Annotated in this window: 29 protein-coding genes and 1 pseudogene; 15 read left to right on the top strand and 15 right to left on the bottom strand. The window is 54.4% G+C overall.

The window, feature by feature from the left end:
- Positions 1-252: 252 nt before the first annotated feature.
- Genes APY94_RS00920 through modA form a run of 3 tightly spaced genes read right to left on the bottom strand, consistent with a single transcriptional unit; the run spans position 253 to position 2,886 of the window.
- Positions 253-1,308 carry an ATP-binding cassette domain-containing protein gene (locus APY94_RS00920; protein WP_058937852.1) on the bottom strand — a complete coding sequence of 352 codons (1,056 nt, stop codon included), beginning with the start codon at positions 1,306-1,308 and terminating at the stop codon, positions 253-255.
- Complete coding sequence (locus tag APY94_RS00915) at positions 1,289-2,086, bottom strand: ABC transporter permease (RefSeq protein WP_058937851.1); 798 nt, start codon at positions 2,084-2,086, stop codon at positions 1,289-1,291. The genes APY94_RS00920 and APY94_RS00915 overlap by 20 nt, the downstream gene beginning before the upstream one ends.
- Positions 2,074-2,886 carry a molybdate ABC transporter substrate-binding protein gene (gene modA, locus APY94_RS00910; RefSeq protein WP_058937850.1) on the bottom strand — a complete coding sequence of 271 codons (813 nt, stop codon included), beginning with the start codon at positions 2,884-2,886 and terminating at the stop codon, positions 2,074-2,076. The genes APY94_RS00915 and modA overlap by 13 nt, the downstream gene beginning before the upstream one ends.
- A gap of 172 nt (positions 2,887-3,058) precedes the next feature.
- Here modA and tsaA point away from each other — a divergent pair, with 172 nt between their 5' ends.
- From tsaA to APY94_RS00870, 8 genes and pseudogenes are all read left to right on the top strand, one after another.
- Positions 3,059-3,547 (top strand): tRNA (N6-threonylcarbamoyladenosine(37)-N6)-methyltransferase TrmO, encoded by a 489-nt coding sequence (tsaA, locus tag APY94_RS00905; protein WP_058937849.1) that lies wholly within the window; start codon positions 3,059-3,061, stop codon positions 3,545-3,547.
- 184 nt (positions 3,548-3,731) lie between these two features.
- Positions 3,732-4,350: pseudogene (locus APY94_RS00900) on the top strand (NifB/NifX family molybdenum-iron cluster-binding protein).
- A 57-nt stretch (positions 4,351-4,407) separates the two neighbouring features.
- Positions 4,408-4,629, top strand: a complete 222-nt coding sequence (locus APY94_RS00895) for a hypothetical protein (protein WP_058937866.1) — start codon at positions 4,408-4,410, stop codon at positions 4,627-4,629.
- 55 nt (positions 4,630-4,684) lie between these two features.
- Positions 4,685-5,143, top strand: coding sequence for a NifB/NifX family molybdenum-iron cluster-binding protein (locus tag APY94_RS00890; protein WP_058937848.1), 459 nt, complete (start codon positions 4,685-4,687; stop codon positions 5,141-5,143).
- A 119-nt stretch (positions 5,144-5,262) separates the two neighbouring features.
- Entirely contained in the window at positions 5,263-5,451 is a 189-nt protein-coding gene (locus tag APY94_RS00885) for a hypothetical protein (protein WP_058937847.1), read from the top strand.
- 19 nt (positions 5,452-5,470) lie between these two features.
- Complete coding sequence (locus APY94_RS00880) at positions 5,471-6,487, top strand: hypothetical protein (RefSeq protein ID WP_211259682.1); 1,017 nt, start codon at positions 5,471-5,473, stop codon at positions 6,485-6,487.
- 61 nt (positions 6,488-6,548) lie between these two features.
- Positions 6,549-6,848, top strand: a complete 300-nt coding sequence (locus APY94_RS00875) for an antibiotic biosynthesis monooxygenase (protein WP_245610365.1) — start codon at positions 6,549-6,551, stop codon at positions 6,846-6,848.
- A 6-nt stretch (positions 6,849-6,854) separates the two neighbouring features.
- Positions 6,855-7,418 (top strand): DUF998 domain-containing protein, encoded by a 564-nt coding sequence (locus tag APY94_RS00870; RefSeq protein ID WP_058937845.1) that lies wholly within the window; start codon positions 6,855-6,857, stop codon positions 7,416-7,418.
- 8 nt (positions 7,419-7,426) lie between these two features.
- Here APY94_RS00870 and APY94_RS00865 read toward each other — a convergent pair whose 3' ends face one another.
- The 3 genes from APY94_RS00865 to APY94_RS00855 form a co-directional block, all read right to left on the bottom strand.
- Positions 7,427-7,630, bottom strand: coding sequence for a helix-turn-helix transcriptional regulator (locus APY94_RS00865; RefSeq protein WP_058937844.1), 204 nt, complete (start codon positions 7,628-7,630; stop codon positions 7,427-7,429).
- Between the two features lie 5 nt (positions 7,631-7,635).
- Positions 7,636-8,058, bottom strand: coding sequence for a hypothetical protein (locus tag APY94_RS00860; protein WP_058937843.1), 423 nt, complete (start codon positions 8,056-8,058; stop codon positions 7,636-7,638).
- Between the two features lie 108 nt (positions 8,059-8,166).
- Positions 8,167-8,589: a PPC domain-containing DNA-binding protein gene (locus tag APY94_RS00855; RefSeq protein ID WP_058937842.1), complete on the bottom strand. Its 423-nt coding sequence runs from the start codon at positions 8,587-8,589 to the stop codon at positions 8,167-8,169.
- Positions 8,590-8,646: 57 nt separating this feature from the next.
- Between APY94_RS00855 and APY94_RS00850 the strand changes: the two genes are divergently transcribed.
- Positions 8,647-9,219 (top strand): hypothetical protein, encoded by a 573-nt coding sequence (locus tag APY94_RS00850; RefSeq protein ID WP_058937841.1) that lies wholly within the window; start codon positions 8,647-8,649, stop codon positions 9,217-9,219.
- Positions 9,220-9,789: 570 nt separating this feature from the next.
- On the opposite strand, the gene APY94_RS12815 is transcribed toward APY94_RS00850, so the two are convergent.
- Positions 9,790-9,930 (bottom strand): chromate resistance protein ChrB domain-containing protein, encoded by a 141-nt coding sequence (locus APY94_RS12815; RefSeq protein WP_211259681.1) that lies wholly within the window; start codon positions 9,928-9,930, stop codon positions 9,790-9,792.
- 127 nt (positions 9,931-10,057) lie between these two features.
- Positions 10,058-10,516 carry a 6-pyruvoyl trahydropterin synthase family protein gene (locus APY94_RS00845; protein WP_058937840.1) on the bottom strand — a complete coding sequence of 153 codons (459 nt, stop codon included), beginning with the start codon at positions 10,514-10,516 and terminating at the stop codon, positions 10,058-10,060.
- A gap of 95 nt (positions 10,517-10,611) precedes the next feature.
- Between APY94_RS00845 and APY94_RS00840 the strand changes: the two genes are divergently transcribed.
- Positions 10,612-10,965: a DUF134 domain-containing protein gene (locus tag APY94_RS00840; RefSeq protein WP_058937864.1), complete on the top strand. Its 354-nt coding sequence runs from the start codon at positions 10,612-10,614 to the stop codon at positions 10,963-10,965.
- A gap of 432 nt (positions 10,966-11,397) precedes the next feature.
- Here APY94_RS00840 and APY94_RS00835 read toward each other — a convergent pair whose 3' ends face one another.
- Positions 11,398-11,748 (bottom strand): hypothetical protein, encoded by a 351-nt coding sequence (locus APY94_RS00835; protein WP_058937839.1) that lies wholly within the window; start codon positions 11,746-11,748, stop codon positions 11,398-11,400.
- A 1,022-nt stretch (positions 11,749-12,770) separates the two neighbouring features.
- A complete protein-coding gene (purB, locus tag APY94_RS00830) occupies positions 12,771-14,126 on the bottom strand; it encodes an adenylosuccinate lyase (RefSeq protein WP_058937838.1) in 1,356 nt (451 codons plus the stop codon).
- Between the two features lie 192 nt (positions 14,127-14,318).
- Here purB and albA point away from each other — a divergent pair, with 192 nt between their 5' ends.
- The 3 genes from albA to APY94_RS00815 all read left to right on the top strand — a co-directional run bounded on the left by albA (position 14,319) and on the right by APY94_RS00815 (position 15,953).
- Positions 14,319-14,594: a DNA-binding protein Alba gene (albA, locus tag APY94_RS00825; RefSeq protein WP_014011661.1), complete on the top strand. Its 276-nt coding sequence runs from the start codon at positions 14,319-14,321 to the stop codon at positions 14,592-14,594.
- A 109-nt stretch (positions 14,595-14,703) separates the two neighbouring features.
- Positions 14,704-15,369 carry an ArsR/SmtB family transcription factor gene (locus APY94_RS00820; protein ID WP_058937837.1) on the top strand — a complete coding sequence of 222 codons (666 nt, stop codon included), beginning with the start codon at positions 14,704-14,706 and terminating at the stop codon, positions 15,367-15,369.
- A gap of 50 nt (positions 15,370-15,419) precedes the next feature.
- Positions 15,420-15,953, top strand: coding sequence for a CBS domain-containing protein (locus APY94_RS00815; RefSeq protein WP_014011659.1), 534 nt, complete (start codon positions 15,420-15,422; stop codon positions 15,951-15,953).
- Here the strand turns inward: APY94_RS00815 and APY94_RS00810 are convergent.
- Positions 15,943-16,485, bottom strand: coding sequence for an NTPase (locus APY94_RS00810; RefSeq protein WP_058937836.1), 543 nt, complete (start codon positions 16,483-16,485; stop codon positions 15,943-15,945). The two genes, APY94_RS00815 and APY94_RS00810, sit on opposite strands and share 11 nt — an antisense overlap.
- A gap of 55 nt (positions 16,486-16,540) precedes the next feature.
- Here APY94_RS00810 and mtnA point away from each other — a divergent pair, with 55 nt between their 5' ends.
- The gene (mtnA, locus tag APY94_RS00805; RefSeq protein ID WP_058937835.1) at positions 16,541-17,614 is read left to right on the top strand and encodes an S-methyl-5-thioribose-1-phosphate isomerase; all 1,074 of its coding nucleotides are present in this window, start codon (positions 16,541-16,543) and stop codon (positions 17,612-17,614) included.
- Here mtnA and APY94_RS00800 read toward each other — a convergent pair.
- Genes APY94_RS00800 through APY94_RS00795 form a run of 3 tightly spaced genes read right to left on the bottom strand, consistent with a single transcriptional unit; the run spans position 17,598 to position 18,477 of the window.
- Complete coding sequence (locus tag APY94_RS00800) at positions 17,598-18,014, bottom strand: type II toxin-antitoxin system VapC family toxin (protein WP_058937834.1); 417 nt, start codon at positions 18,012-18,014, stop codon at positions 17,598-17,600. The genes mtnA and APY94_RS00800 overlap by 17 nt on opposite strands.
- The gene (locus APY94_RS13075; RefSeq protein ID WP_157065425.1) at positions 18,005-18,169 is read right to left on the bottom strand and encodes a hypothetical protein; all 165 of its coding nucleotides are present in this window, start codon (positions 18,167-18,169) and stop codon (positions 18,005-18,007) included. The genes APY94_RS00800 and APY94_RS13075 overlap by 10 nt, the downstream gene beginning before the upstream one ends.
- Positions 18,170-18,201: 32 nt before the next feature.
- Entirely contained in the window at positions 18,202-18,477 is a 276-nt protein-coding gene (locus APY94_RS00795; protein WP_058937833.1) for a hypothetical protein, read from the bottom strand.
- 118 nt (positions 18,478-18,595) lie between these two features.
- On the opposite strand from APY94_RS00795, the gene APY94_RS00790 reads away from it, so the two are divergent.
- Entirely contained in the window at positions 18,596-19,732 is a 1,137-nt protein-coding gene (locus APY94_RS00790; RefSeq protein WP_058937832.1) for an iron-containing alcohol dehydrogenase, read from the top strand.
- A gap of 15 nt (positions 19,733-19,747) precedes the next feature.
- Here APY94_RS00790 and APY94_RS00785 read toward each other — a convergent pair whose 3' ends face one another.
- Complete coding sequence (locus tag APY94_RS00785) at positions 19,748-21,226, bottom strand: MFS transporter (RefSeq protein ID WP_058937831.1); 1,479 nt, start codon at positions 21,224-21,226, stop codon at positions 19,748-19,750.
- Positions 21,227-21,231 lie beyond the last annotated feature (5 nt).

Raw genomic sequence — 21,231 nt, 5'->3', positions numbered from 1 at the left:
GCCGGGACCGCTCACAAGCGTCGAAGTGTTGGAAGGAAACTCCCTGGGGATTATCCCTTCGATCCAGGAATCCCGAGTTTCACGAGCACCGAAACCACCTCCGAGTTAGATTAGCCTAACCTAATTCCACTTTTGATGTGAATTACACACACTTTAAACATTACGGTCCAAAAATGGATAATCAGTTAACGTTTCTGACCAGGGTTCGTCCGAACTTTGGAGGAAGGAAAAAAGCACGGGAGGACCACGGATTCACCCAACCACCCTCAGCACACTCGCCTTGAAGAGGGCGTAGAACCTTTCTCCAGGCCTTATTTTGAGGAGCTCCACGGCGTTCGGCGTCACCACCGCGCGAAGCGAAAGGCCGTCCGAGATCAGAGAGAGCCAGACGAGCTGGCCGCGCCTCTCCATTTCCCCAACCTCAACGGGGACCACGTTCTGGGCGGAGCACTCGCCGGGCTCCCTCGCGAGTATTATCTCCTCCGGCCGTAGGGAGAGGGTAACCTCCCCCTTCGCTTCGTCCGAGGTGTAGAGGATTACGTCGCCGACCCTAACCGCGGTGAGACCATCGCGCTTCCTCCCGGCGGTTCCGCGGAGCAGGTTCGTTCCGACGAAACCGGCTATGAACTCATCTCCGGGCCTTGAAAAGACTTCCTCAGGTGTTCCGAACTGGACGATTCTGCCGTCCCTCATCACGGCGACGTGTTTTGCCAGGGCAAAGACGTCCTCGAAGTCGTGGGTGACGTGGATCACCGTCGTGCCGTACTCCTCTATGACCCCTTTCACCAGCGAGCGAAGCCTCTCCCTCGTCTTCGAATCCAGGGCGGAGAAGGGTTCATCCATAAGGAGGATCCTCGGTCTAATCACAAGGGCCCTCGCGAGCGCGACCCTCTGCTGCTCCCCACCGCTCAGTGTCCCGGGCTTCCTATGGAGAATATGCGCAATGTGGAGCTCCCCTGCTATGGTTTTGACCTCGCGCTCTATCTCTTCCATGGAGAGGCCCCTCTTCCTGAGGCCAAAGGCTATGTTGTCGAAAACGCTCAGGTGGGGGAAGAGCATGTAGTCCTGATAGACTATGCTTATTCCTCTCCGTTCCGGCGGTTCTTTCGTCACGTCCCGGCCGTCGAGGAGTACCCTGCCGGAAAGGAGGGGGTAAAAGCCCGCTATGGCCTCAAGGAGGACGGACTTTCCCGCCCCCGTTGGCCCGATGACCGTCAGGTAATCCCCCTCCTCAACCGAGAGCGAGACGTCTCTGAGATGGAAGTCCCCAAGGTCTATGCCCAGGTTTTCAACCTCTAACAGGGCCATGCTCACCACCCTCCAGCCTCTCGAAGATGAGTATCGCGAGGAACGAGACAACGACGAGGACTATTCCGCTCGTTATTGCCATGCCGATGTTGCCGTAGGAGATATTGAGGTAGAGCGTCACAGGCAGTATCTCAGTGTTCATGTAGCTCCCGCCGGCGAGTATCAGGACGGCACCGAAGGCGCCCATCGAGCGCGCGAACGAGATTATCGTCGAGGCGAAAAGGCCATCCTTGGCCATAGGCAGGGTCACCTTCCTAAAGGTCTCGAACTCGGAGTAGCCGAGGCTCCTCGCGACGAGCTCGTAGCGCGGACTTATCCCCTCGAAGGTCGTGTAGATCACCCTGACAGCATAGGGCAGAGCAGTGAAGAACTGGGCCACAACTATGCCGAGTTTCGTGAAGACCACATTTATCCCGAGGGCGCTCAGGGCATCCCCAAACGCGGTCCTTCCGAAGAGGAGGAGCAGAGCGAGACCGAGGACGAGCTCGGGGAAGGCCATCGGAAGGTCGAGGATTGATTTAACGGCGCTCTTCCCTCGGAAATCAAAGCGCGAGAGGGCGTAGCCTATGGGGATCCCGATGAGGATGACGAGGAGGGTTGAGATTGATGCCGTTATAAGCGAGAGCTTGAGGGAGTAAACCATCTCCTCAGATTTCAGCGCCTCAAGGATTTCGTGGGGCCTTGGGACGAAGAAGAGGGTGGCTATCGCCATGAAGAGGAAAAAGGTGAATAGAAATGCCACAAAAATCGTTAAAGTTCTGAATCTCAACCTTTCCATGGCCTGAACCCCCACTTCTCCCAGATTTCAGTGTGGTTCGCCACAAACTCGTTGAAGGCCCTCGCGACTTCAACGTGGCCGTCCTTCTCCGCACAGGTCGTTACCGCGGTTGGAATCGTCTTAATCGAGTTCTGCTCCCGTGGTATCTGGACAACCTCAATTTTGCCCTTCGCCTGAGCCCATGTTACCATGTCCTCCCAGATTATCGCAGCATCGGCCTGTCTGGTGGATATATAGATGAGGAGCTGATTGACGGTCGGCGTGAAAACCACGACGTTGGGCTTCACTTCATCCCAGAGGCCGTTCTTTTCGAGGATTTTCTTCGAGACCTTGCCGATTGCAGCAGCCTTCGGGTCGCCGAGGACGACTCTAACGCCCGGCTTCGCGAGGTCTTCGAGGGAGTGAATCCCCTTCGGGTTGCCCTTTGGAACCGCTATAACTGGGATGTGCTCCGTGACGTTTCTGACGGTGCCGTTGAGGATGTAGCCCTTCTTCATCGCCTGCTCCGTGTAGTACCAGGCCCCGGGGATGAAGACGTCGCAGCCGCAGGTCGTCTGCAGGACGCCGAAGATTTCACTGCTCCCGCCGTAGTGCACCTCGACCTTCACCCCCGTTTCGTTTTCAAACATTCCTATCAGCTCGTTTATAGGCTTCATGAGGCCTGCGCCGGAGCAGACGGTAATGGTCTGACCCTCAAAGGGCTTCCTATCTTCCGAGGCGTTTGTAGAGCCTATACAGCCGGCCGCAAGAACCGCCCCGGCGAGTACCAGGATGAAAAACAGCGCCTTGACACCCCTCATTAGACCACCCGAAAAGAAGTTTGAAGTTCGAATTTAAACGTTTGCGTAAACAAAAGAGCTTAAAGTAAAACAAGATAGCTTAACCAACGCCGCGTACTTCCGGGGAGAGAGTGGCTGATCAATAGTGCAAAAGGATTTAAGGTCGCCTTCAAATGGGAACTGGGGGATAGAATTGAGAGAGATCTCATACAGACCCATTGGAGTCATCCACAGCCCGTTCAATGAGCCAAAGGGCGTTCCAATACAGCCCTCGGCGGCGAAAGGGGTCAGAGGAACCGTTGAGGTCTTCCCCGAGTACGCACCCGGATTGGAAGACATCGAGGGGTTCTCACACATCATCTTAATCTACCACTTCCACCTCGCGAAGCCTGGAAAGCTCCTCGTTAGGCCATACATGGACGACGAGGAACACGGAGTCTTCGCCACCCGTGCCCCCAGCAGGCCGAATCCAATCGGCCTCTCGATAGTGAGGCTCATCGGCGTCGATGGGAACGTGCTCCACATCGAAGACGTTGACATCGTTGACGGGACGCCGCTGCTTGACATAAAACCGTACGTGCCCGAGTTTGACATCAGAACCGTAGAGAGAAAGGGCTGGCTGGAGCGAAACGTTCACAAGCTTCCCGAGGCCAGGGATGATGGCAGGTTCGTGAAGAGGTAGCAGATTAAAGAGCAACGTGAGGCAGCCCCCAGGCACTGCCCCTGCATCATGACTTTTCTTATGACCACCACAGCACCATACTCAACGGGAAAGGATCATCGGGGCTCGGTGGGATTAGGGTAACCGAAAACTTTAAATGCTGTGCATATGCACAAAATAATAGAATGAAAGTGAGGTGGTTGAGATGAGAATCGCGATACCCACCAATGGAGGGGGACTCGAGGACACCGTTGCCCCGGTCTTTGCCAGGGCGCCCGCGTTCCTCATAGCGGACGTTGACGAAAACGGCAACGTCACCAACAGCAGGGTCATCCAGAACGGTGCCGCCATGGCGGGAGGCGGAGCCGGACCAATGGCCGCCCAGACCCTCATCAACGAGGGTGTCGAAGCGGTGATAGCACCGCAGGTCGGCCCCAACGCCCTTGGAGCCATACAGGCCGCAGGAATAAGGCCTCTACCAGGTCGCTCCGGGAACCCCGGTTGAGGAGGCGGTAAAGGCCGTCGTCAGCGGAAGCGTTGGCCAGTTCACGGCCCCAGTGCCGCCTGCCCCGGCGACATCGACAACGCCGGCTCCCGCATATGGCCCGTACCCGGCGACGCCCACATACCCGGCCTACCCCGCTTACGGCTACGGCTTTGGCCCGGGCAGAGGCTGGGGCCGCGGTGGTGGCTGGGGAAGAGGCAGAGGCTTCGGCCGTGGATGGGGCAGAGGAGGAAGAGGCTGGGGAGCCAGACTCGGCTACTGCCCCTGGACCGGCCAACCCAGCAGGAGGACCCTTCGCTGGCTCTACGGCTGGTGGTGAACCCTCTCTTTTTACATTATGGGCATGAGCCTTGATAACGTATCGGAGGAACGGAGAATGCCAAGAGGGATGGGAAGGGGATACGGCAGGCCAGGGTACGGATTTTATCCATTCGGCGGCGCGTACGGTCTAATCGACCTGCTCTTCCTTGTGGGGATCCTGTATTTCATGTTCAAGCTATTCGTTGTGGCGTTTCCATACGCTCTGGGTCTCGCGGCCCTTCTAGTCCTCAGGTCATTCCTGAGATCCCATTTCTGGGGATGGGGGAGGCCATTTTGAGCGTATGCAAACTTTTTTAAGTTCGGTTTTCCTAATTCTCCAGGAGGTGATGTGAATGAGGATCATAGTCTCAACCGTAAACGGAGGACTCGATGACAGGGTGAACCCGGCATTCGGAAGAACCCCCACTTTCACGATAGTTGACGTCGAGAACGGGGGAATAACCAACGCCCAGGTCGTCCAGAACCCCGGCTACAGCCAGCCGAGGGGAGCCGGAGTTACCGCGGCGCAGTTCTGCATAGACCAGGGGGCCAACGTTGTCATTGCGGGAAGCTTTGGGCCCAACTCATCGGGAGTACTCCAGGCTGCAGGCATAAGGATGGTCTCGGCCCCGGCCACGATGACCGTCAGAGAAGCCGTCGAAGCCTTCCTGAGGGGTGAGCTCACCCAGGCCGTTTTTGGCCCCGAGGGAGGTGGAGCCGGCGGAGGAATGGGAAGAGGTATGGGACGCGGCATGGGAAGAGGCAGAGGTATGGGCCGTGGAATGGGCGGCGGCCGCGGTGGTGGTTGGTGAACTTGAGCACCTTCTTCCAACATTTTTCGTGAGTACACTCCCGTCAAAAGTTAAAGTTCTAACATAGAGCCCGCAAAATGTTAAAATATCTCCAGAGCGGAGAAAATAATGGTGAGTCCATGCGCGGTCCGTTCCCAGACCAAGTCACCATTAAGAGGTCCAACCCCCTTGCCCGCGAAAGGACTGAAAGGTTCCAACGCGAGAGGGGAGCACTCCGAGAGTATTCAACCCTTGAAACCGTGATAGTCATCATTCTTGGAATACTCACTCTGGGGTTCGCCGTGTTCATACTGAGAAACTACCTGTAAGATTGATAGTTGGTGAACCATGCGCCCGATAAACACCTACATGGGACACACAACGGGCGGGCTGGGGATGCAGGGGTACTTCTTCTGGTTTCTCCTCGCCTCGCTGTCAGTCTTCTTTGCCGAGGTGACGGTGGCTTCATACCTCTATCCGTATTTTACACCCTGGGGAATAATTTCCCTCCTTCCTCTCTACGGCCTCCACACCCTGGTTCTAGCGGGAATCGTCTACCACTTTGGGAAGCCCCGGTTCGAGACCCTCTACCTCGCGGGAATCCTCTTTGGCCTCTACGAGGCGTACATAACCAAAGTGGTGTGGAACCCTGAGTGGGACTCCGTCCTCAAGATCGGTGGCGTCGGAATCTTTGAGGTTCTCGTCGTGGTGCTCTTCTGGCACCCGTTCATGTCGTTCATCATCCCCCTTGGAGTCGCGGAGCTCCTGACTTCGGGGAGGAGGATCCTTCCCGGTATCGTGCTCAGACATCCGTACCTTACTGCTACACTCCTCGGCATCGTCGAATCCTCAAACGCCCCATCACCGCTCCATTCATTCCTCTCCACTTTCTCCTCCTCGGCGTTCCTGATCCTCCTCGTACACATCTGGCTGGGGCGTTTTAAAGGCGGACGCTATGACATGGAAGGGCTCCTTCCAACGTCAAAGGAGCTAAAACCCCTGTTTCTGGCTCTCCTCGCGTATTACATCATCTTCGGCTCCCTGCTGAGAAGGGAAGCCCTCCCTGGCCTCTCCGCCCAGGCCCCAATCTGGCTGCTCTACGCGGCCACGTTCTTCCTGCTGTACCGCGCCCTAAAGAAGTCCCGAGAGCACGGAGAGGTTGGGCTCACGGAATGTAGGCTCGAACTTAGAAGGCCCTGCAGACTGGCAGGGGTTTTCGTAATCTCCGCGACCATATTCACCTCAATCAAAACGCTCGCGCTGCCAGAGCTCGGAGTTGCCCTTATCATGGCCCTCTGGGCCTTTGCGAGCGTTGTTGCTGTCGTGAGTCTTGTAAAGAGCGCCAGGTGGGCGCTTACCCAGTAACCCCGGGAGGTTTTTTATATGATGCGGCCGAGAATAATGCTGGGTGATTTCAGTGGCCGTTATGAGGCTCTGGCACGGGAGGGTGCCGATCGAAAAGGCGGACGAATACGAAAAGTTCCTTATCGAAAGGGCGGTTCCGGACTACGGTTCCGTTGATGGCCTTTTAAAGCTCTACTTCATGAGGAAAGACGAAGAAGGCGTTGCCCACTTCCTTCTCGTCACGATATGGGACTCAATGGAGTCCATCAAGAAGTTTGCCGGCGAGAACCCGGAGATAGCGAAGTACTATCCTGAGGACGACGACTTCCTGCTGGAAAAGGAGAAGTACGTTCAGCACTACCGAATTTTCTACGAAGGGTGACCGAGAATGAAAAAGAGCCAGCTGTGGGCTGGCATTCTTTCTCCCCCAATCGCCCTCGGCGGGATAGGGGCGGCGATCCTCATAAACCGCTCCTGGTGGAGACTCACGAACAACGCGATAAGCGACCTGGGAAAGGTCGGCCTGCCCCACAGCTGGGTAATGAACGTTCCCCTGTTCATATCCGCGGTTCTCGCCATCTACTACGTGATGGGTCTTTTCAAGGAGGTTAAAAATCCCGTCTCCAAGCTTGGAATCGGCGTTTTCATTCTTGGACTGGCCTTTCTGGCGGGAATAGCGGTCTTTCCGGAAGGAACTGAACCGCACTACCACGTCAGCTGGGGCTTCTTTCTGGCCGGGAGCGTCGGATTCCTGATAGCCGGAGCCAGCCTCTGGCTCGAAGGTCGGGGAAGATTCGGAGCCTTCACCGTTCTGCTCTTTACCGCAGAAGTTCTCCTCGCGAGGTGGGCGTTTAAGACCTTCAGCGGCGTCGCCATTGCCGAGTTCACCGGAATCTTCGCCATGATAATCTGGCACTACGCGCTGCTGTGGGGGAAATTTCTCAAAAAATGAGACTCCAACTAAAGCTCGTCCTCATCGAAGATGAAGAGCTCCTCCACCGTCGTGTTCAGAGCCCTCGCTATCTTGTACGCCAGTTTGAGTGAGGGATTGTATTTCCCCTTCTCAAGGAAAACTATCGTCTCCCTTCGTACTCCCACCATCTTTGCCAGCTCAGCCTGCGTGAGGTTGTACCGTGCGCGAAATTCCTTAATTCGCGTCTTCATCACCCTCACCCGAGGTTCCCTGTCCTGCCGAATTTCCACTTAAGCCCGAGGAAGAGAAGCGCCATGAAGAGCGCGGACATTGTGATGGCCTCGGGGGCACTGGGTTCCGGCAGTGACAGTCCAAAGACGTGAATGCCCCACATGTACCAGAGCAACGCCAGCATGAACCAGAGACCGGCGTTCATGGCATAATAGGCGGCCCTACCCTCCACGTACAGCGTCACCTCATCCCTGGACGAAAAGCCCTCCCCCCTTTCCTTCTTGGCTTCCCAAGCCTTCCATCCGAGGAGGAAGAGGTTCGCAACGATCAGGGCAAATATCGCCGCAAGCAAAGCGCCACTTCCCTCCCATCCTGTTCTCCACCAGAGCACGAGAAACGCCGCCAAACATGCGACTGCCACGGACACCCATTTTTCGGTCAGTTCCATCGGGATCCCTCCGAATGTTAAATATTTCTAACACAATGTGAGGTATAGTTAACATGTATATAAACCTTTCCCAGAACTCGTGGAATCTTGCTCAAAGAAGGATAAAAATCAAAGTTCCATCGCATCCCACAGCGCCAATCCGTTCTCCTGCGGCTTTCTTTCAAGCAGCTCACCGAGGAGTTCCTGCATGAAAACCTCGGCCACGAAGACCTCGCCCTCAACAAGATGACCGCCGTAGAGCATGCCGTCGGAGTCGCCCAGGGCAACGTGGATGTGGGCGAACGGCTCACCGTCCTTAACACTTATGTTGCCCGCGAGGGAGACCAGCTCATAGGTGCCGGTCAGCTCAATGACCTTGTACTCACCCGCATCCTCATCGAAGTAACCTATTTTCGGATTCTTCAGACTCCCGATGGCGCTGACCGTCCCAATCAGGACGTTGTTCTTCTTTGCAAATTCGTTTATGAACTTCAGGAGCTCCTCCCCCTCGGGAACCCTGAACAGGAAGTTCCTGCCCCTCGAGAACCTCACGGTACTCACCTCAAAGCTAATAAGCCTCCCCCGATTTAACGGTTTTGGGTGGAAGGAATGGACACCAAAGGGGCGATAATGCGTATCTTTCCAGAGATTCCGGAATTCGGCGAGGTTGACTTCTCCCAGTACTCAACACCCTACGCGGCCATGCTGATGGCCTTTCTCGAGAGCGGGAAAGCCGGCTTAAGGGAATTCGAGGAGTTCATTGAGGAAAACGGCGGAACGAAAGCCGACGTTGGAAAGTTTCTCATCTCAGTCTTCCAGTATCTTCTCATCAGATACCGCCGCTACGGGGACGAAAACGTCGAGGTGCCGGCATTCAAAGTCTTCCTTACCCTCAAGGGTTGGCTCAACGAGCATGGCTTTGAGAACGACTACAGACGGCTCCTCCATTCGTTCGTCGGCTATCTCGTGGACATAGCGGGGAAGATTGCAGAAAGGTCCGACTGCGAGATAGGTCCGGCCTACATGAAAACCGCCTACCTGCTGACAATCGAGGCGGAGGAAACCTGCGGGAAGGCGTATTTCAGCGAGCTCAGAAAGAAGGCCGGAGAGATGCTTGCGAAGGTTTACAAGGACTGCGGAATCGAAGAGGTACTCCCCGAAAAAAGGGAGAATGGCTGCTAAGCCTTTCCCTCTTCAATCTGCTTCCTGACCTCCTCCCGGCCGTGAACGGCGGGGGTTCCAGCGAGTTAACCCTTTGCCAGTGGCGGGAAGGTTTTCGGGCACTCATCTCCTACTCCCGTCACCGGTTTCTAAAAGGGTTTCGACTAATTAAAGGCTGAACTGCCGATTACCCATCCGCCTCAAAGGACAAAGCTTGAAAAAGAAAAAAGTAAAACTCCTTCTCGAGGGTTTAGGGTTTCGTAGTAATCCTTGCATATCCTCCTGTACCGTTCTGGTTATCCGCTACTTTTGAAATTTTTGAAGTAATCGTAGCGGATGACCTTCCAGCCTCCCGTCTTCATTGGCTGGCTTTCGGGGGGAACGGTGACTCCCCACATCTTCAGAGCTTTCAACAGCCCCCATTCGGGCTTACAAACCCCACATATCAGGGACTGTTAAGCCAATCAAAAATCAAACTAAAACTATTTAAAAATTACGAAAAACAAAAGAACTCAAATGTTCCGTTTGTCTCACCTATAAAACAGCCCTCGCGAGTATATCGAGGGCAACCGCCAGAGGCTGGGGGTTCTTTCAGAACGGCCGGTCGGTTATGTTGTACTTCTCAACGAAAGCGTCAAAGGAGCATTTCCCATCGTGATGACCGAGCTCAACCCCCTTAAAATCAAAGGGTATTCCCTCGGTGATGGTCGCCGGGCCGGTATCGCGGGGCATGAAGATAAACTCCGCCTCCGGGTCGATAAAACGCTTATAAGCCAGGGGCACGCCACGCGGTCAACGTGGACGTCTTTCTATCTACAGGTTTCGAAAATAGAGACAAACACAAAAAGGGAGTTAAGAGTCATCTCTCCAGGGTTACCTCCGCGTAGCTCCTCGGGTCTTCCCATATCTTGACCCGGATTTTTCTCACGTTTTCCCCCGCCTTCTCCGTTATCCTCTCCGCGAACCACTCGGCTATGTACTCGGCGGTGACGTTGGGCTTATCCAAGATCACCGCCTCATCCGCAGGCAACTCCAGACGTTTTCCATTCTTTTCAATGACAATAAGACCTTCCTTCCTCTCCACAATCCAGCTCTCGCTCACGATGATCCTGTGGTCGAGGAGCTTGATAAGCCTGCTGAGGTGGTTGAAGTCAAATATCATGCCGTTCTCATTAACGTCACCCCATATCTCAACGTCCACGTTGTATGTGTGCCCATGTATCCGGAGGCACTTGCTCTCGTAGGGCAGGGCAAGGAAATGCGAGCTGTCAAAGTCCTTGTGCCATCCTATCTTCCTCTCAGTCACGTGAAACTCCATATCTCTCACCACCCAGGAGTTAGTGGGAAGAGTTATAACCCTTACTGGGCGGGGGAAAGCCTATAAACCCCAAAGCTCAAAGGTCTTTGATAGCCATGCCGATGGGAATGGGACCCGGCTGGGGCCGCGGAAGGGGAAGGAGAAGGAAACTGAGGATGATAGGATTCGTTCCGGAGGTTAGACATTTCTATCCCGCGTTACCCCCGATGGGTCAGCCTAAACCGCCGATTTTCATGACCTACGAGGAATTCGAAGCCCTTAGGCTGGTGGATCACGAAGGGCTGACGCAGGAAGAAGCTGGAAAGAGAATGGGAGTTTCCCGCGGCACCGTGTGGAGGGCGCTGAGCTCGGCCAGGAAAAAAGTTGCCCAGATGCTGGTCGAGGGGCGGGAACTCGTGATACTGCCCCAGGGGAATGAGGTTCCAAAGAACATCGTTGAAGAGGAATAACTGTCCTCTTTTCTAACCTCCGAATGATATTATGGTCCGTTTTTGCCAGACGGGGTTTCCCGGCCGTTTATTCTTTTTAGGGTTGCCTAATTTTTGTGCGGGGGTTTATCTCTCAAATTTTGGGTGAATTCTTACTTTTTAAGAAAGTCATTAAAAGTACTTGTTTTTATTCTTCAATAAATACTTTATGATTTATTATTGAAATTAAGATAATATCAAATAAGAATATCAAAATTTTCAAAAATCGTGATATTACAATTTTAAAAAATTGGTAAACTCAAAAAATCTACCATCTAAAAAAGTAAAATCCCAAAAGATGAACACATTCATACAGCCCAAACGGGTTCGACCCCGTTCATGCAACGTTTGCTAAAAATATGTGGGAGCAAGCTCCCGCACGGTACAGTCAGACTATGTGAGCCCCACTGACGATCACATCCGCCGATACGCGGATAGTATTGCCTCCGCTAGCTCGGGAGACGTAGCCTCAACCGCCCGCACATCGATAACGAAGGCCTTAGCTAGTCCCACATTCTCGTCTCCCCGTACAAGCCTCTCGGGATATCCCGCCTCCTTCAGGACATGCTTCTCCATACTGGTGAGGGCTTTAAACGGTATGACAAATTCAAGGTGCTTGGTTCTGTAGTTCTCTCGGAAGAACGGGCTGATTGAATTACGTGCGGTGGAGACCCTCTCAAGCTTCTTGAGGATTATCTCCTCGGCCAGCGGCCTCAGGTACCTGTACCCAGAGGCTCCATATTTGGGAGTACTGGTATTGTTCATCCGCCGAACACCTCCAGTGTGAATTGGGATACCTGAAAGCAACGTCGTATTCAATACACGAAGGTGTGTATTCACCGGCCCTTTATATGGATATCTCCCCACTCAGAAAAGCCCACAGGGGCCTACAAAGGACTTGGCGCACCTGCACTGGCGCCGACAGTAGATGCCCGCGACCCTCACTGTCGCCCCTTGTTGGTATTTACCACTTTATTTAATTTTCCTATAATGTGTCTTATATCCAAAATCCATGGACATACCTGAACATTAAAAAGAGCAGAAACAGAGTGGCCGAGGGGTGGAATCGCATGGGGCATCACTTACATGCTCAAAGCTCTATGTTCCAGCTAACTGCTACCCGTGCCATCGACAAATGCCACGGTGGATTGAAGTGATCCCCACGGAGGTAGTGCCGGAGACGTCAAGAACTCTTAATTTGCATCTGATTCGGGAGACAGAGCTACAGCTGCAGGAACTGCAAATAAATTATCATGATGTACTGAGCAGGATTGAACAACACAAGCTGAGCACATATAGACAACCCGCAACCAGATTATCCCCCTCAACTGGATATTGAGGGTACAACTATGGACACCCTTTCTGAATTGGGGGATTTTATCGACAAGGTCCGGCTTCTACAGACCAAAAATTGATTACAATTAAAGGTAGTATCGGTTCCAGTCGTGGATGCTACTGCCAGTGGACTCAAAGACAGCAGCAGGGACAAAGTCACTCGTCGGTATATGCCAGCCACACATCTTGCCCTACCTAAGACGATTGTGGAAATTACGCTAAGAAAAAGTTAAAAATCCAAATTTTTTAATATTTTAACGAGTAATTTTTAAGTCGAATAAACAGGAATCAAACACACAACATGAGTTAGGTATGAATAAGAATCAAATAAAAAACATAAAAATTACTACAATTAAATGTAATAATTCGCCCAAAAATTTGAGAGACAACTTCAACAATGATGGCGGAGCAACAAAGATGATGCATAAGATAAAAGGCAAGAAATCAAAGCCTCACCGCCCTTCTTTTCGCTCTTTTTCCTCTATCCACGCGATTACGTTGTCGACTATCTGCGGGGCCATCCCTATGTAGTTCCCTGGCTTCAGGCTCTCAAAATCATCCTGGCTTAAGAACTTTCTAACATCTTCGTTTTCCCTGGCAACCTCAATCAGGTCTCTATTCTCCCCAAATGCCTTCATCGCGAGCTGTCTGACGAGTTCATGTGCCTCCTGCCTCCCCATGCCCTTCTCAGTTAGCTTCAGCATCAACGGCTCGGCCATGATGAGGTTGTTGGTCATGTAGAGGTTCCTTTCAATGTTCTCGGAGAAAAACTCCAGGCCGGCAAGAACTTTCTTAATGCTCTTCAGCATTTCATCAAGGAGGACAAAGCTCTCGGGGAGGATAACGCGCTCAACGGAGGAATTTGTGAGGTCTCTCTCGTGCCAGAGGGGATTGTTGAGCAGGGCCGGGAAGACGTTCGAGTAGAGAACCCTCGCCAGGCCGCTCACCTTCTCGCTCCTGATGGGGTTCCTCTTGTGGGGCATAGTAGAAGAGCCCACCTGCTTCTTCCCAAAGGGCTCACTGATTTCGAGTATCTCCGTCCTCTGAAGGTTTCTTATCTCCAGGGCAATCTTGTCGAGGGTTGAGGCAATGAGAGCGAGAACCATCATGAGTTCCGCATAAACGTCGCGCTGGATTATCTGGTTGCTTATCTTGGCCGGCTTCAGGCCGAGGTCTTTCATGACGAGACGCTGTATCTCGAGGCCCTTCTCCCCGAAGCTGGCCATGGTTCCAACGGCGCCGCTCATCTGGCCAACCAAAATCCTCTCCTTCAGCTCTTCTATCCTGTCTATGTGCCTCTGTATCTCGTCGAGCCATATCGCAAACTTCATGCCGTAGGTGGTCGGCACCGCGTGCTGGCCGTGAGTCCTGCCTATGCAGACGGTGTATTTGTGCTCCCTGGCGAGGTTCTTGAGGATCGAGCGCAGCTCCTTGAGGTCGTTCTCCACTATGACGAGGCTTTCCTTTATGAGGAGCGCGTTGGCCGTGTCTATTATATCGTTGGAGGTCGCCCCTAGGTGGACGTACTTACCGTGTTCTCCGCAGACTTCGCTCAGGACCTTGACGACGGCCATTATATCGTGGTGTATCTCGGCCTCTATCTCCTTGACACGCTCCACTTTGACACACTTCGTGTTGGCCCTCTCGGAGATGACGTGGGCACTATCCTCGGGTATGTTTCCAACCTTTGCATGGGCCCTTGCCAGAGCCGCCTCCACATCGAGGAGTTTTTGAAGCTTGTTCTCCTCGTCCCAGATGCGCCTCATTTCCTCGCTTCCGTAGCGGTAATCTATCGGATGAACGGCCATCTTATCACCAACCATATGGCAATTTCTAGACCTTAAAACCTTTCGCTTAACATAAATTTGCAGGAACATGGTTGGTCATTTGATTCGCTCATCGGAGCCACAGGAGTGTTCAATAACGCTATTAAACGACCGAAAAGTATTTAACCGGAACCCAACGATAGCCTAACGACAAAACTTCCGGAGGTGCCAGAAATGGCTGAGGAGCACGTCGTCTACATTGGAAAGAAGCCGGTTATGAACTACGTCCTCGCTGTGATAACCCAGTTCAACGAGGGCGCCAAGGAGGTCAGCGTCAAGGCTCGCGGTAGGGCCATCAGCAGGGCCGTCGATGTCGCCGAGATCGTCAGGAACAGGTTCCTCCCAGAGGTCAGGGTCAAGGAGATCAGGATCGGCACCGAGGAGCTCCCGACCGCCGACGGCAGGACCGCCAACACCTCGACCATCGAGATCGTTATGGAGAAGCCGTGAATTCGACTCCCTTTCCTTTTCCTTCGGGGCTCTTCTGACGCTTCAAACTGGCTTGAAGCTGTGAAAAGATTTAATACGTCCTCACCGTATTCTCCCCAGGTGGCGCCGTTTGGACTATGAGACAATAGACATACACGACGAAAGGGCCAAGGAGCTCGCGCAGATTCTGATGAACGACAAAGCGATAGCCATCCTGCATCTCGTGGAAGATCAGGCGCTGTCAATAAGCGAGATATCCCGCGAGCTGAGCCTCCCCATCTCCACGGTCTCATACCACATAGACAAAATGCTCAAGGTCGGCCTCATCGAGGTGGCGGGGAAGAAGTACGGGAAGAGGCTCCAGGAGGTTAAGCTCTATCGCGCCTCCAACAGGCCCATACTTCTCGTACCTCGCCGGAACGTTGCAAAGGTGAGGAAGAAAGCTGTTATGAGCTTTGAGAAGCTGCACGTTATAAGCCTGGGCCTCGCCGGGCTGGTGGCGGCCGGTGTGTACGCCGCGGCGCGGAATGTACTGCCCCTCGTAAGTTCCGGCGGTGCACCCGAGTCAATCACGCAGTCGGCGGTGGACAACGTCTCGATGATGGTGGCATCTGAAAGGGCCACCGTTCCATCGGCAACGAACACGAGTACCGAATCCGTGCTCTATGCGCTTCACTCCACGGTGCCCCGTTCCGGCCTTGAAGCCCATGCAACGGCCGTTTCGGTGGGCTTGGCCATTGCTGCGTTCATCTTAACGTTTCTCCTGATTTCGTACATTCTGAAGCGCAGGGGTTGAAGAAAAGGTTTTTAAGTTTCTTCTCCAACCCCCGTTGGCGAGGTGATAAAATGGCACCTAGGATAGCCGTGGGACAAGTGGTTAAAAGGAAGGCAGTCATCGTCAAGCCGGACGACACCGTCCACAGGATCGCCAAGATTCTCTCAAAGAACAAGGTGGGAAGCGCGGTTGTTGTTAAAGGCGACGAAATCGTTGGAATAATCACCGACCGCGACATACTCGACAAGGTCGTCGCGAAGGGAAGGGACCCCAAGACCGTCAAGGTCGAGGAGGTCATGACAAAGAACCCGATAACCATCGAGGACGACTACGAGGTTCAGGACGCGATCGACAAGATGATGGACAAGGGCATCAGGAGGCTCCTCGTTACTAGGCTTGGAAGGCCGATAGGCTTCGTCACCGCCGCTGATCTCCTCGCTGCACTCAACGCGTACAACAGTGAGAGTGAGGAGGAAACCAGCGAGGAGACTGAGGTCTACGGAATCTGCGAGCTCTGCGGACAGTACGGCCCACTCTACAAGGTCTACATCGAGGGCGGCGAGAAGTGGATATGCGAGAGCTGCAAGGACAGCCTCAACCTCTGACTCCCTTCAGTTCTTTCATAACTTCGTCCATTACCTCAGCGAAGGCTCTGTTTCTGTTCTCGACGCTCAGCGTGTAGAGCTTTCCAAGGGGGCGGAACTTATCGGCCATCTTTCTGTGCACAACGGCCAGAAGGGACTTTTCCGACTTCAGAACCTCGCCAACAACACGGATGAACTCGTCGCTCTTGTACTCCATCGGGCCGATTTCGTCTATGACTATCAGGTCGGCCTCAACCAGGGCGCGTTTTATCGCCGAAACGCCGACACGGTTTATTTCGTCAACGTGGACGACGTACTTCCCGAAAGGAACGCCCGGGAGGTGCGAGGTCCTCCTAACGCTGGCCAGGGTTCCCTCCTCTCCGGTGTCGAGGGCCGTGATCCTGAAACCCACGCGCCTTCCGTTCCTCCGTACTTCCTTCGTTATCATCCCACCGACGAGGTAGCCCCAGCGGTCGGCTTCCCTCGCAACCCTCTCCACCAGCGTTGTCTTCCCGACTCCCGCCGGACCGGTAACGAATATCCTCAACGTCATTTCAACCACCGAAGGAGATTTAAGTTCCTTCCTTAAACCCTTTGGGGTGGTGGCTATGGAGGTAAGATACAGGCCAGAGGAGTTGACGAGGCTCCCAAGGAGCGTACGATATGAAAGTGGGAAGGTCATCATGATAGACCAAACACTTTTGCCGGGAGAGTTCAAGACGATAGAGCTGGGAACCGTTGATGAGGTCGCCGAAGCAATAATCACGATGAAGGTCCGCGGTGCGCCGGCAATAGGTGCGGCGGCAGCCTTCGGTCTGGCCCTCTACGCCGACACAAGCAAAGCTAAAACCCGGGACGAGTTCATGGACGGCTTTTACAGCGCATACGACAGGCTTAAGAACACCCGGCCAACCGCTGTGAACCTCTTCTGGGCGCTCAACAGGATTAAGAAACTGGTAGAGGAGAACCTTGAGAGTCCGCTCGACGAGATTAAGCACATGATCGTCGCCGAGGCACAGAGGATAGCGGACGAGGACGTCGAGGCCAACCTCAGGATGGGCCACTACGGTGCCGAGGCTCTCCCGGAGGGGAACATTCTAACGCACTGCAACGCTGGCAGCTTGGCAACCGTTCAGCTCGGGACAGTTGGGGCAGTTCTGAGGGTCATGCATCGCGATGGGAACCTCAAGCTCCTTTGGGTGGACGAGACGAGGCCCGTCCTTCAGGGCGCAAGGCTTTCCGTGTGGGAGTACCACTACGATGGAATACCTCTCAAACTCATAAGTGACAACATGGCCGGCTTTGTCATGCAGCAGGGGAAGGTTGATGCTATCATCGTCGGCGCGGATAGGATAGTGGCCAACGGCGACTTCGCCAACAAGATAGGAACCTATACTTTGGCCGTTCTCGCCAAGGAGCATGGGATACCGTTCTTCACGGTCGCACCGCTCTCGACAATAGACATGAGCCTCAAGAGCGGGAAGGAGATACCCATCGAGGAAAGGAAGCCCGAGGAAGTTCTCACCTGCGGTGGCTGCAGGATTGCCCCCGATGTGGACGTCTACAACCCGGCCTTTGATGTCACACCGCACAGGTACCTGACGGGCATAATAACCGACAGAGGCGTCGTTTACCCGCCCTTCGAGAGGAATTTGAAGAGGCTGTTCAGGGAAGAACCGTGAAGCCTTCTTTTTCTGCGGCATTTTTCAACTTTTCATCAAAGGTAACGAAGACTTTAGCCTCATCTTTTATCCTGAGTGCGGAGGCCAGCTGAAGGGAGTCGAGAGTTTTGAGACCGTGCTTTATCACAAGGGAAGTCGCAAGGCTTATCGTCTCGCTGGAGATTGGAACGACGACGTAATCTTCAAGGTCTGAGTAAAACCTCTCCAATGCCCATTCAAGGGTGCTCTTTTTGAGTTCACCGCTGAGATGCCGTCTCATCAACGCAGACGTCATTTCAACGATAGCGAGCTCCGAGATAGCCACGATGTACGTTTCCATCAGCTCATTAACAATAGAACTTCCCCGCTCAACGTGGTAATGCTTCACAAGGGCGCTTGTGTCGAAGAAGGCTACCTCCATTCTTCAGCCCTCTCCCTTAGGATGTCATCACTCAACTCGCCCTTAACGGATTTCAAAAGCTCCCTGACCTCCTCTAGAGGAGGAGCTTTCTTCAAGAACTTCTTTAGATGAGGATACGTTATCATCAGCTGAACGCGCCTCGCCGAGAGACTCATGCAACCACCGTATTAGCTTGGAAAAGAGAATACTAAAACGTTTTCCTCAACAATCCCCTAACCCTCTCAAAAACCGACCTCTTCTCCTCCACATCCTCGACGAAAACTCCCTTTATCTCCCCGATTTCCTCCTCTATGGCCGGCAGGAGGAGGCCGAGAAGCTCAAGGGGTTCGAGGCAGTGGCAGTCCGTCGAGTACTCAAAGGGCTCACCCGGGAGTTCGACCCTGAGGGAAATGCCGTCCCCGGTCTTTAGAATCTCAAAGGGTGCGGTAAATTTCTCGCCGACGATTTTGCCCCTCACCAGCATCGAATGTAGACTAAAAGGCGAGAATTAAAGAATTTCTCTACCGAAAGGTTTCGAACTTGAGGTTAACCCGGCCGAGAACGTTAAAAGCCCACCCGCCCAATCTTAACCGGTGATGGAGATGTTCTGGCTGAAGACAAAACTCATTGAGGGCGAGGGCTCCCTTGGGAAGCTCTCCAAGGAAGTAAGGGGGCACGAGCGCGTTCTTATCCTGGCCTCCCGTTCGATGAAGAGGCACGGCTTCCTGAGCGAGGCCGAGGACTACGTGAAGGAGGCCGGCGCGGAGGTCTTCTCGATAGCCGGCCTTCCGGCGGAGCCGAGCGTTGAGGTCATAGAGGAGTTCCTGCCCAAGGTGCGGGAGTTCGAGCCTGACCTTCTCGTGTCCATGGGAGGGGGCAGTGTCATCGACACGACTAAGGCTTTGAAGGTCTTCTACGATGCCCCGGAGCTGAACTTCGAGGAGATAGCCTTCATAGACAGGTTTTCGAGACCAAAGCCGGTTCCGAAGCTGAGGACGAGGTTAATAGCGATACCATCAACCAGCGGTGCCGGGAGCGAAGTTTCCGGGGCGAGCGTGCTGAAGAAGGGCGGAGTCAAATACAACATAGTCACTCCGGAGATAGCGCCCGATGTAGCCATCCTCGACCCCCGGCTGCCGAGGACGATGCCCGCTGAGGTGGCGCGGAACTCGGGCCTTGACGTCCTCGTTCATGGAATAGAGGCGCACACGACGAAAGTCGCTTCTCCCTTCAGCGACGCCATGGCGATTAAGGCGATAAAGACCGTTTACAGGTGGCTCCCGCTCTCGGTTAAGGGCGACGGGGACGCGAGGGCGAGGGTTCACTACGCGGCAACGATGGCGGGGATAGCGTTCCTCAACGCGCGCCTCGGCCTATGCCACGCGATGAGCCACAAAGCAGCGTGGATTGGTCCACATGGACTCCTCAACGCGATATTCCTTCCCTACGTGATGGAGTTCAACGCCGAGAGGAGCGACTACGCGAGGAAGCGCTACGCAGAGATAGCGAGGGAGCTGGGCTTCCAGACGGCGAAGGACCTCATCGAGGTTGCGGGGGAGCTCAACGAGATGCTCGGCGTTCCGAGGCTGAGCGAACTGGTCGATGAGGAGACCTTCGTCGAGAGGGTCGAAGAGATGGCCGAAAAAGCCTACCGCGACGGGCTTATAGCTTTTAACCCGGTCGAACCGAAGCCCGAGGAAATAAGGAAGCTGTATCTGAGGGCATACCGGGGAGAATGAGGAATAAAAGAGAAATCAGCCGACTGTTATTTCCCTTTCTCCCTCGTTCTCCACCTCGTGTATCTTTCCGCCCTTCATGACCTCGACGATGGCCAGGCTGAGCAGGGCGAGGAATAGGTAGACGAGGGCCGAAGTGCCAAAGAGCACCTCGTAGGCCTTCTCCGTCGGTATCTTGATGGGCACCGGCACCTGGGGGATGTGCACGAGTATGTAGTAGGTGCTCATGACGGTTCCCGCTATGGCAGGTCCCCAGGTCGAGCCGAAGTTTCTGAACAGGCTGTTCGCTCCGGTCGCCACTCCCATGACCCTCGGGGGAACTGAGAACACCAGCACGTTGATGAAGGAGACGTTCATCAGGGTTATTCCGGCCCCGACGACCGTTATGAGGGCCACGAACTGGGTGAGGGAGAGCTGGGTGGCGTACTGGGAGAGCAGAGCCAGGCCTGCACTTGCTGTCAGGGCACCGGTTATGGCCAAAGGCTTCGCACCTATCCTGGGCATCAGTTTGCCGGCCAGGGGAGCTACGACCAGCATCGCAAGGGCCATAGGGGTCATGAGCAGGCCGCTTTCGAGTATCGTCTTGCCGAAGCCGTAGGGCGGCTTCATCTGGAAGATGTAGGTGTTCGCCTGGCTCATCATGGATATTCCGAAGGCCGCGAACATTATGCCGAGGTTCACTATGGCGGGATTTCTGGAGGATATTATGTCGAGCGGAATCAGCGGGTTGTCGGCCCTCTTCTCCCAGAGGCAGAGCGCGATGACTCCAACGATGGACACTCCGAAGAGCACGAGCGTCTGCTCCGCCCTCCAGCCGACGTTGGGGGCCCTCGTTACGGCGACGAGAGCTGGCACGACCGCCCAGACCAGGAAGAGCGCCCCCGGCCAGTCGAGCTTTCCGGGGTTCACGTAGCGGCTCTCGCGGAGAACCCTCCAGGCGAGTATAAACATCAGAACCGCAAACGGTGCCGCCGAGTGGTACGTCCAGCGCCAGCCGAAGTTCTGGGTTACATACGCGCCAAGGGGGAGCGCGATAACCATACCGACGCCAAACATGGCACTTGTCATTCCCTGAACCTGAGGCACCATCTCGGGCGGGAACTCCTCACGGACGAGGCTGAAGGCGAGGGGGAATATGGCCATTCCGAGGCCCTGGATTCCGCGGGAAACGAGAAGCCAGTGAAAGCTCGGCGCGAAGCCGTTGAGGATGACGCCGAGCGTGTAGAAGCCTAAAGCCACCAGAAACATCCTCTTCTTGCCGTACATATCCCCGAGCTTGCCGAGTATGGCGGCACTCACCGTTCCGACGAGGAGGTAGATGGTCAGCACCCAGCTGACGTCGTTGGGGTTTATCCCAAACTCCTTCTGTATCGTCGGCAGTGCTGGAGTGAGCATCGCCTCGGTGTACATGACGAGGAGCGGCAGGATGACCACCACCAGCATCGCCCTCTTGGCGTAGGCCATGTCATAGGCTCCGTTCTTCCTCGCGGCTTCCATTGCTA

Source organism: Thermococcus celericrescens (assembly GCF_001484195.1).
GTDB lineage: Archaea > Methanobacteriota_B > Thermococci > Thermococcales > Thermococcaceae > Thermococcus > Thermococcus celericrescens.
Note: the sequence above shows the minus strand (reverse complement) of the source record. Positions and strands in the feature narration are given on the sequence as shown.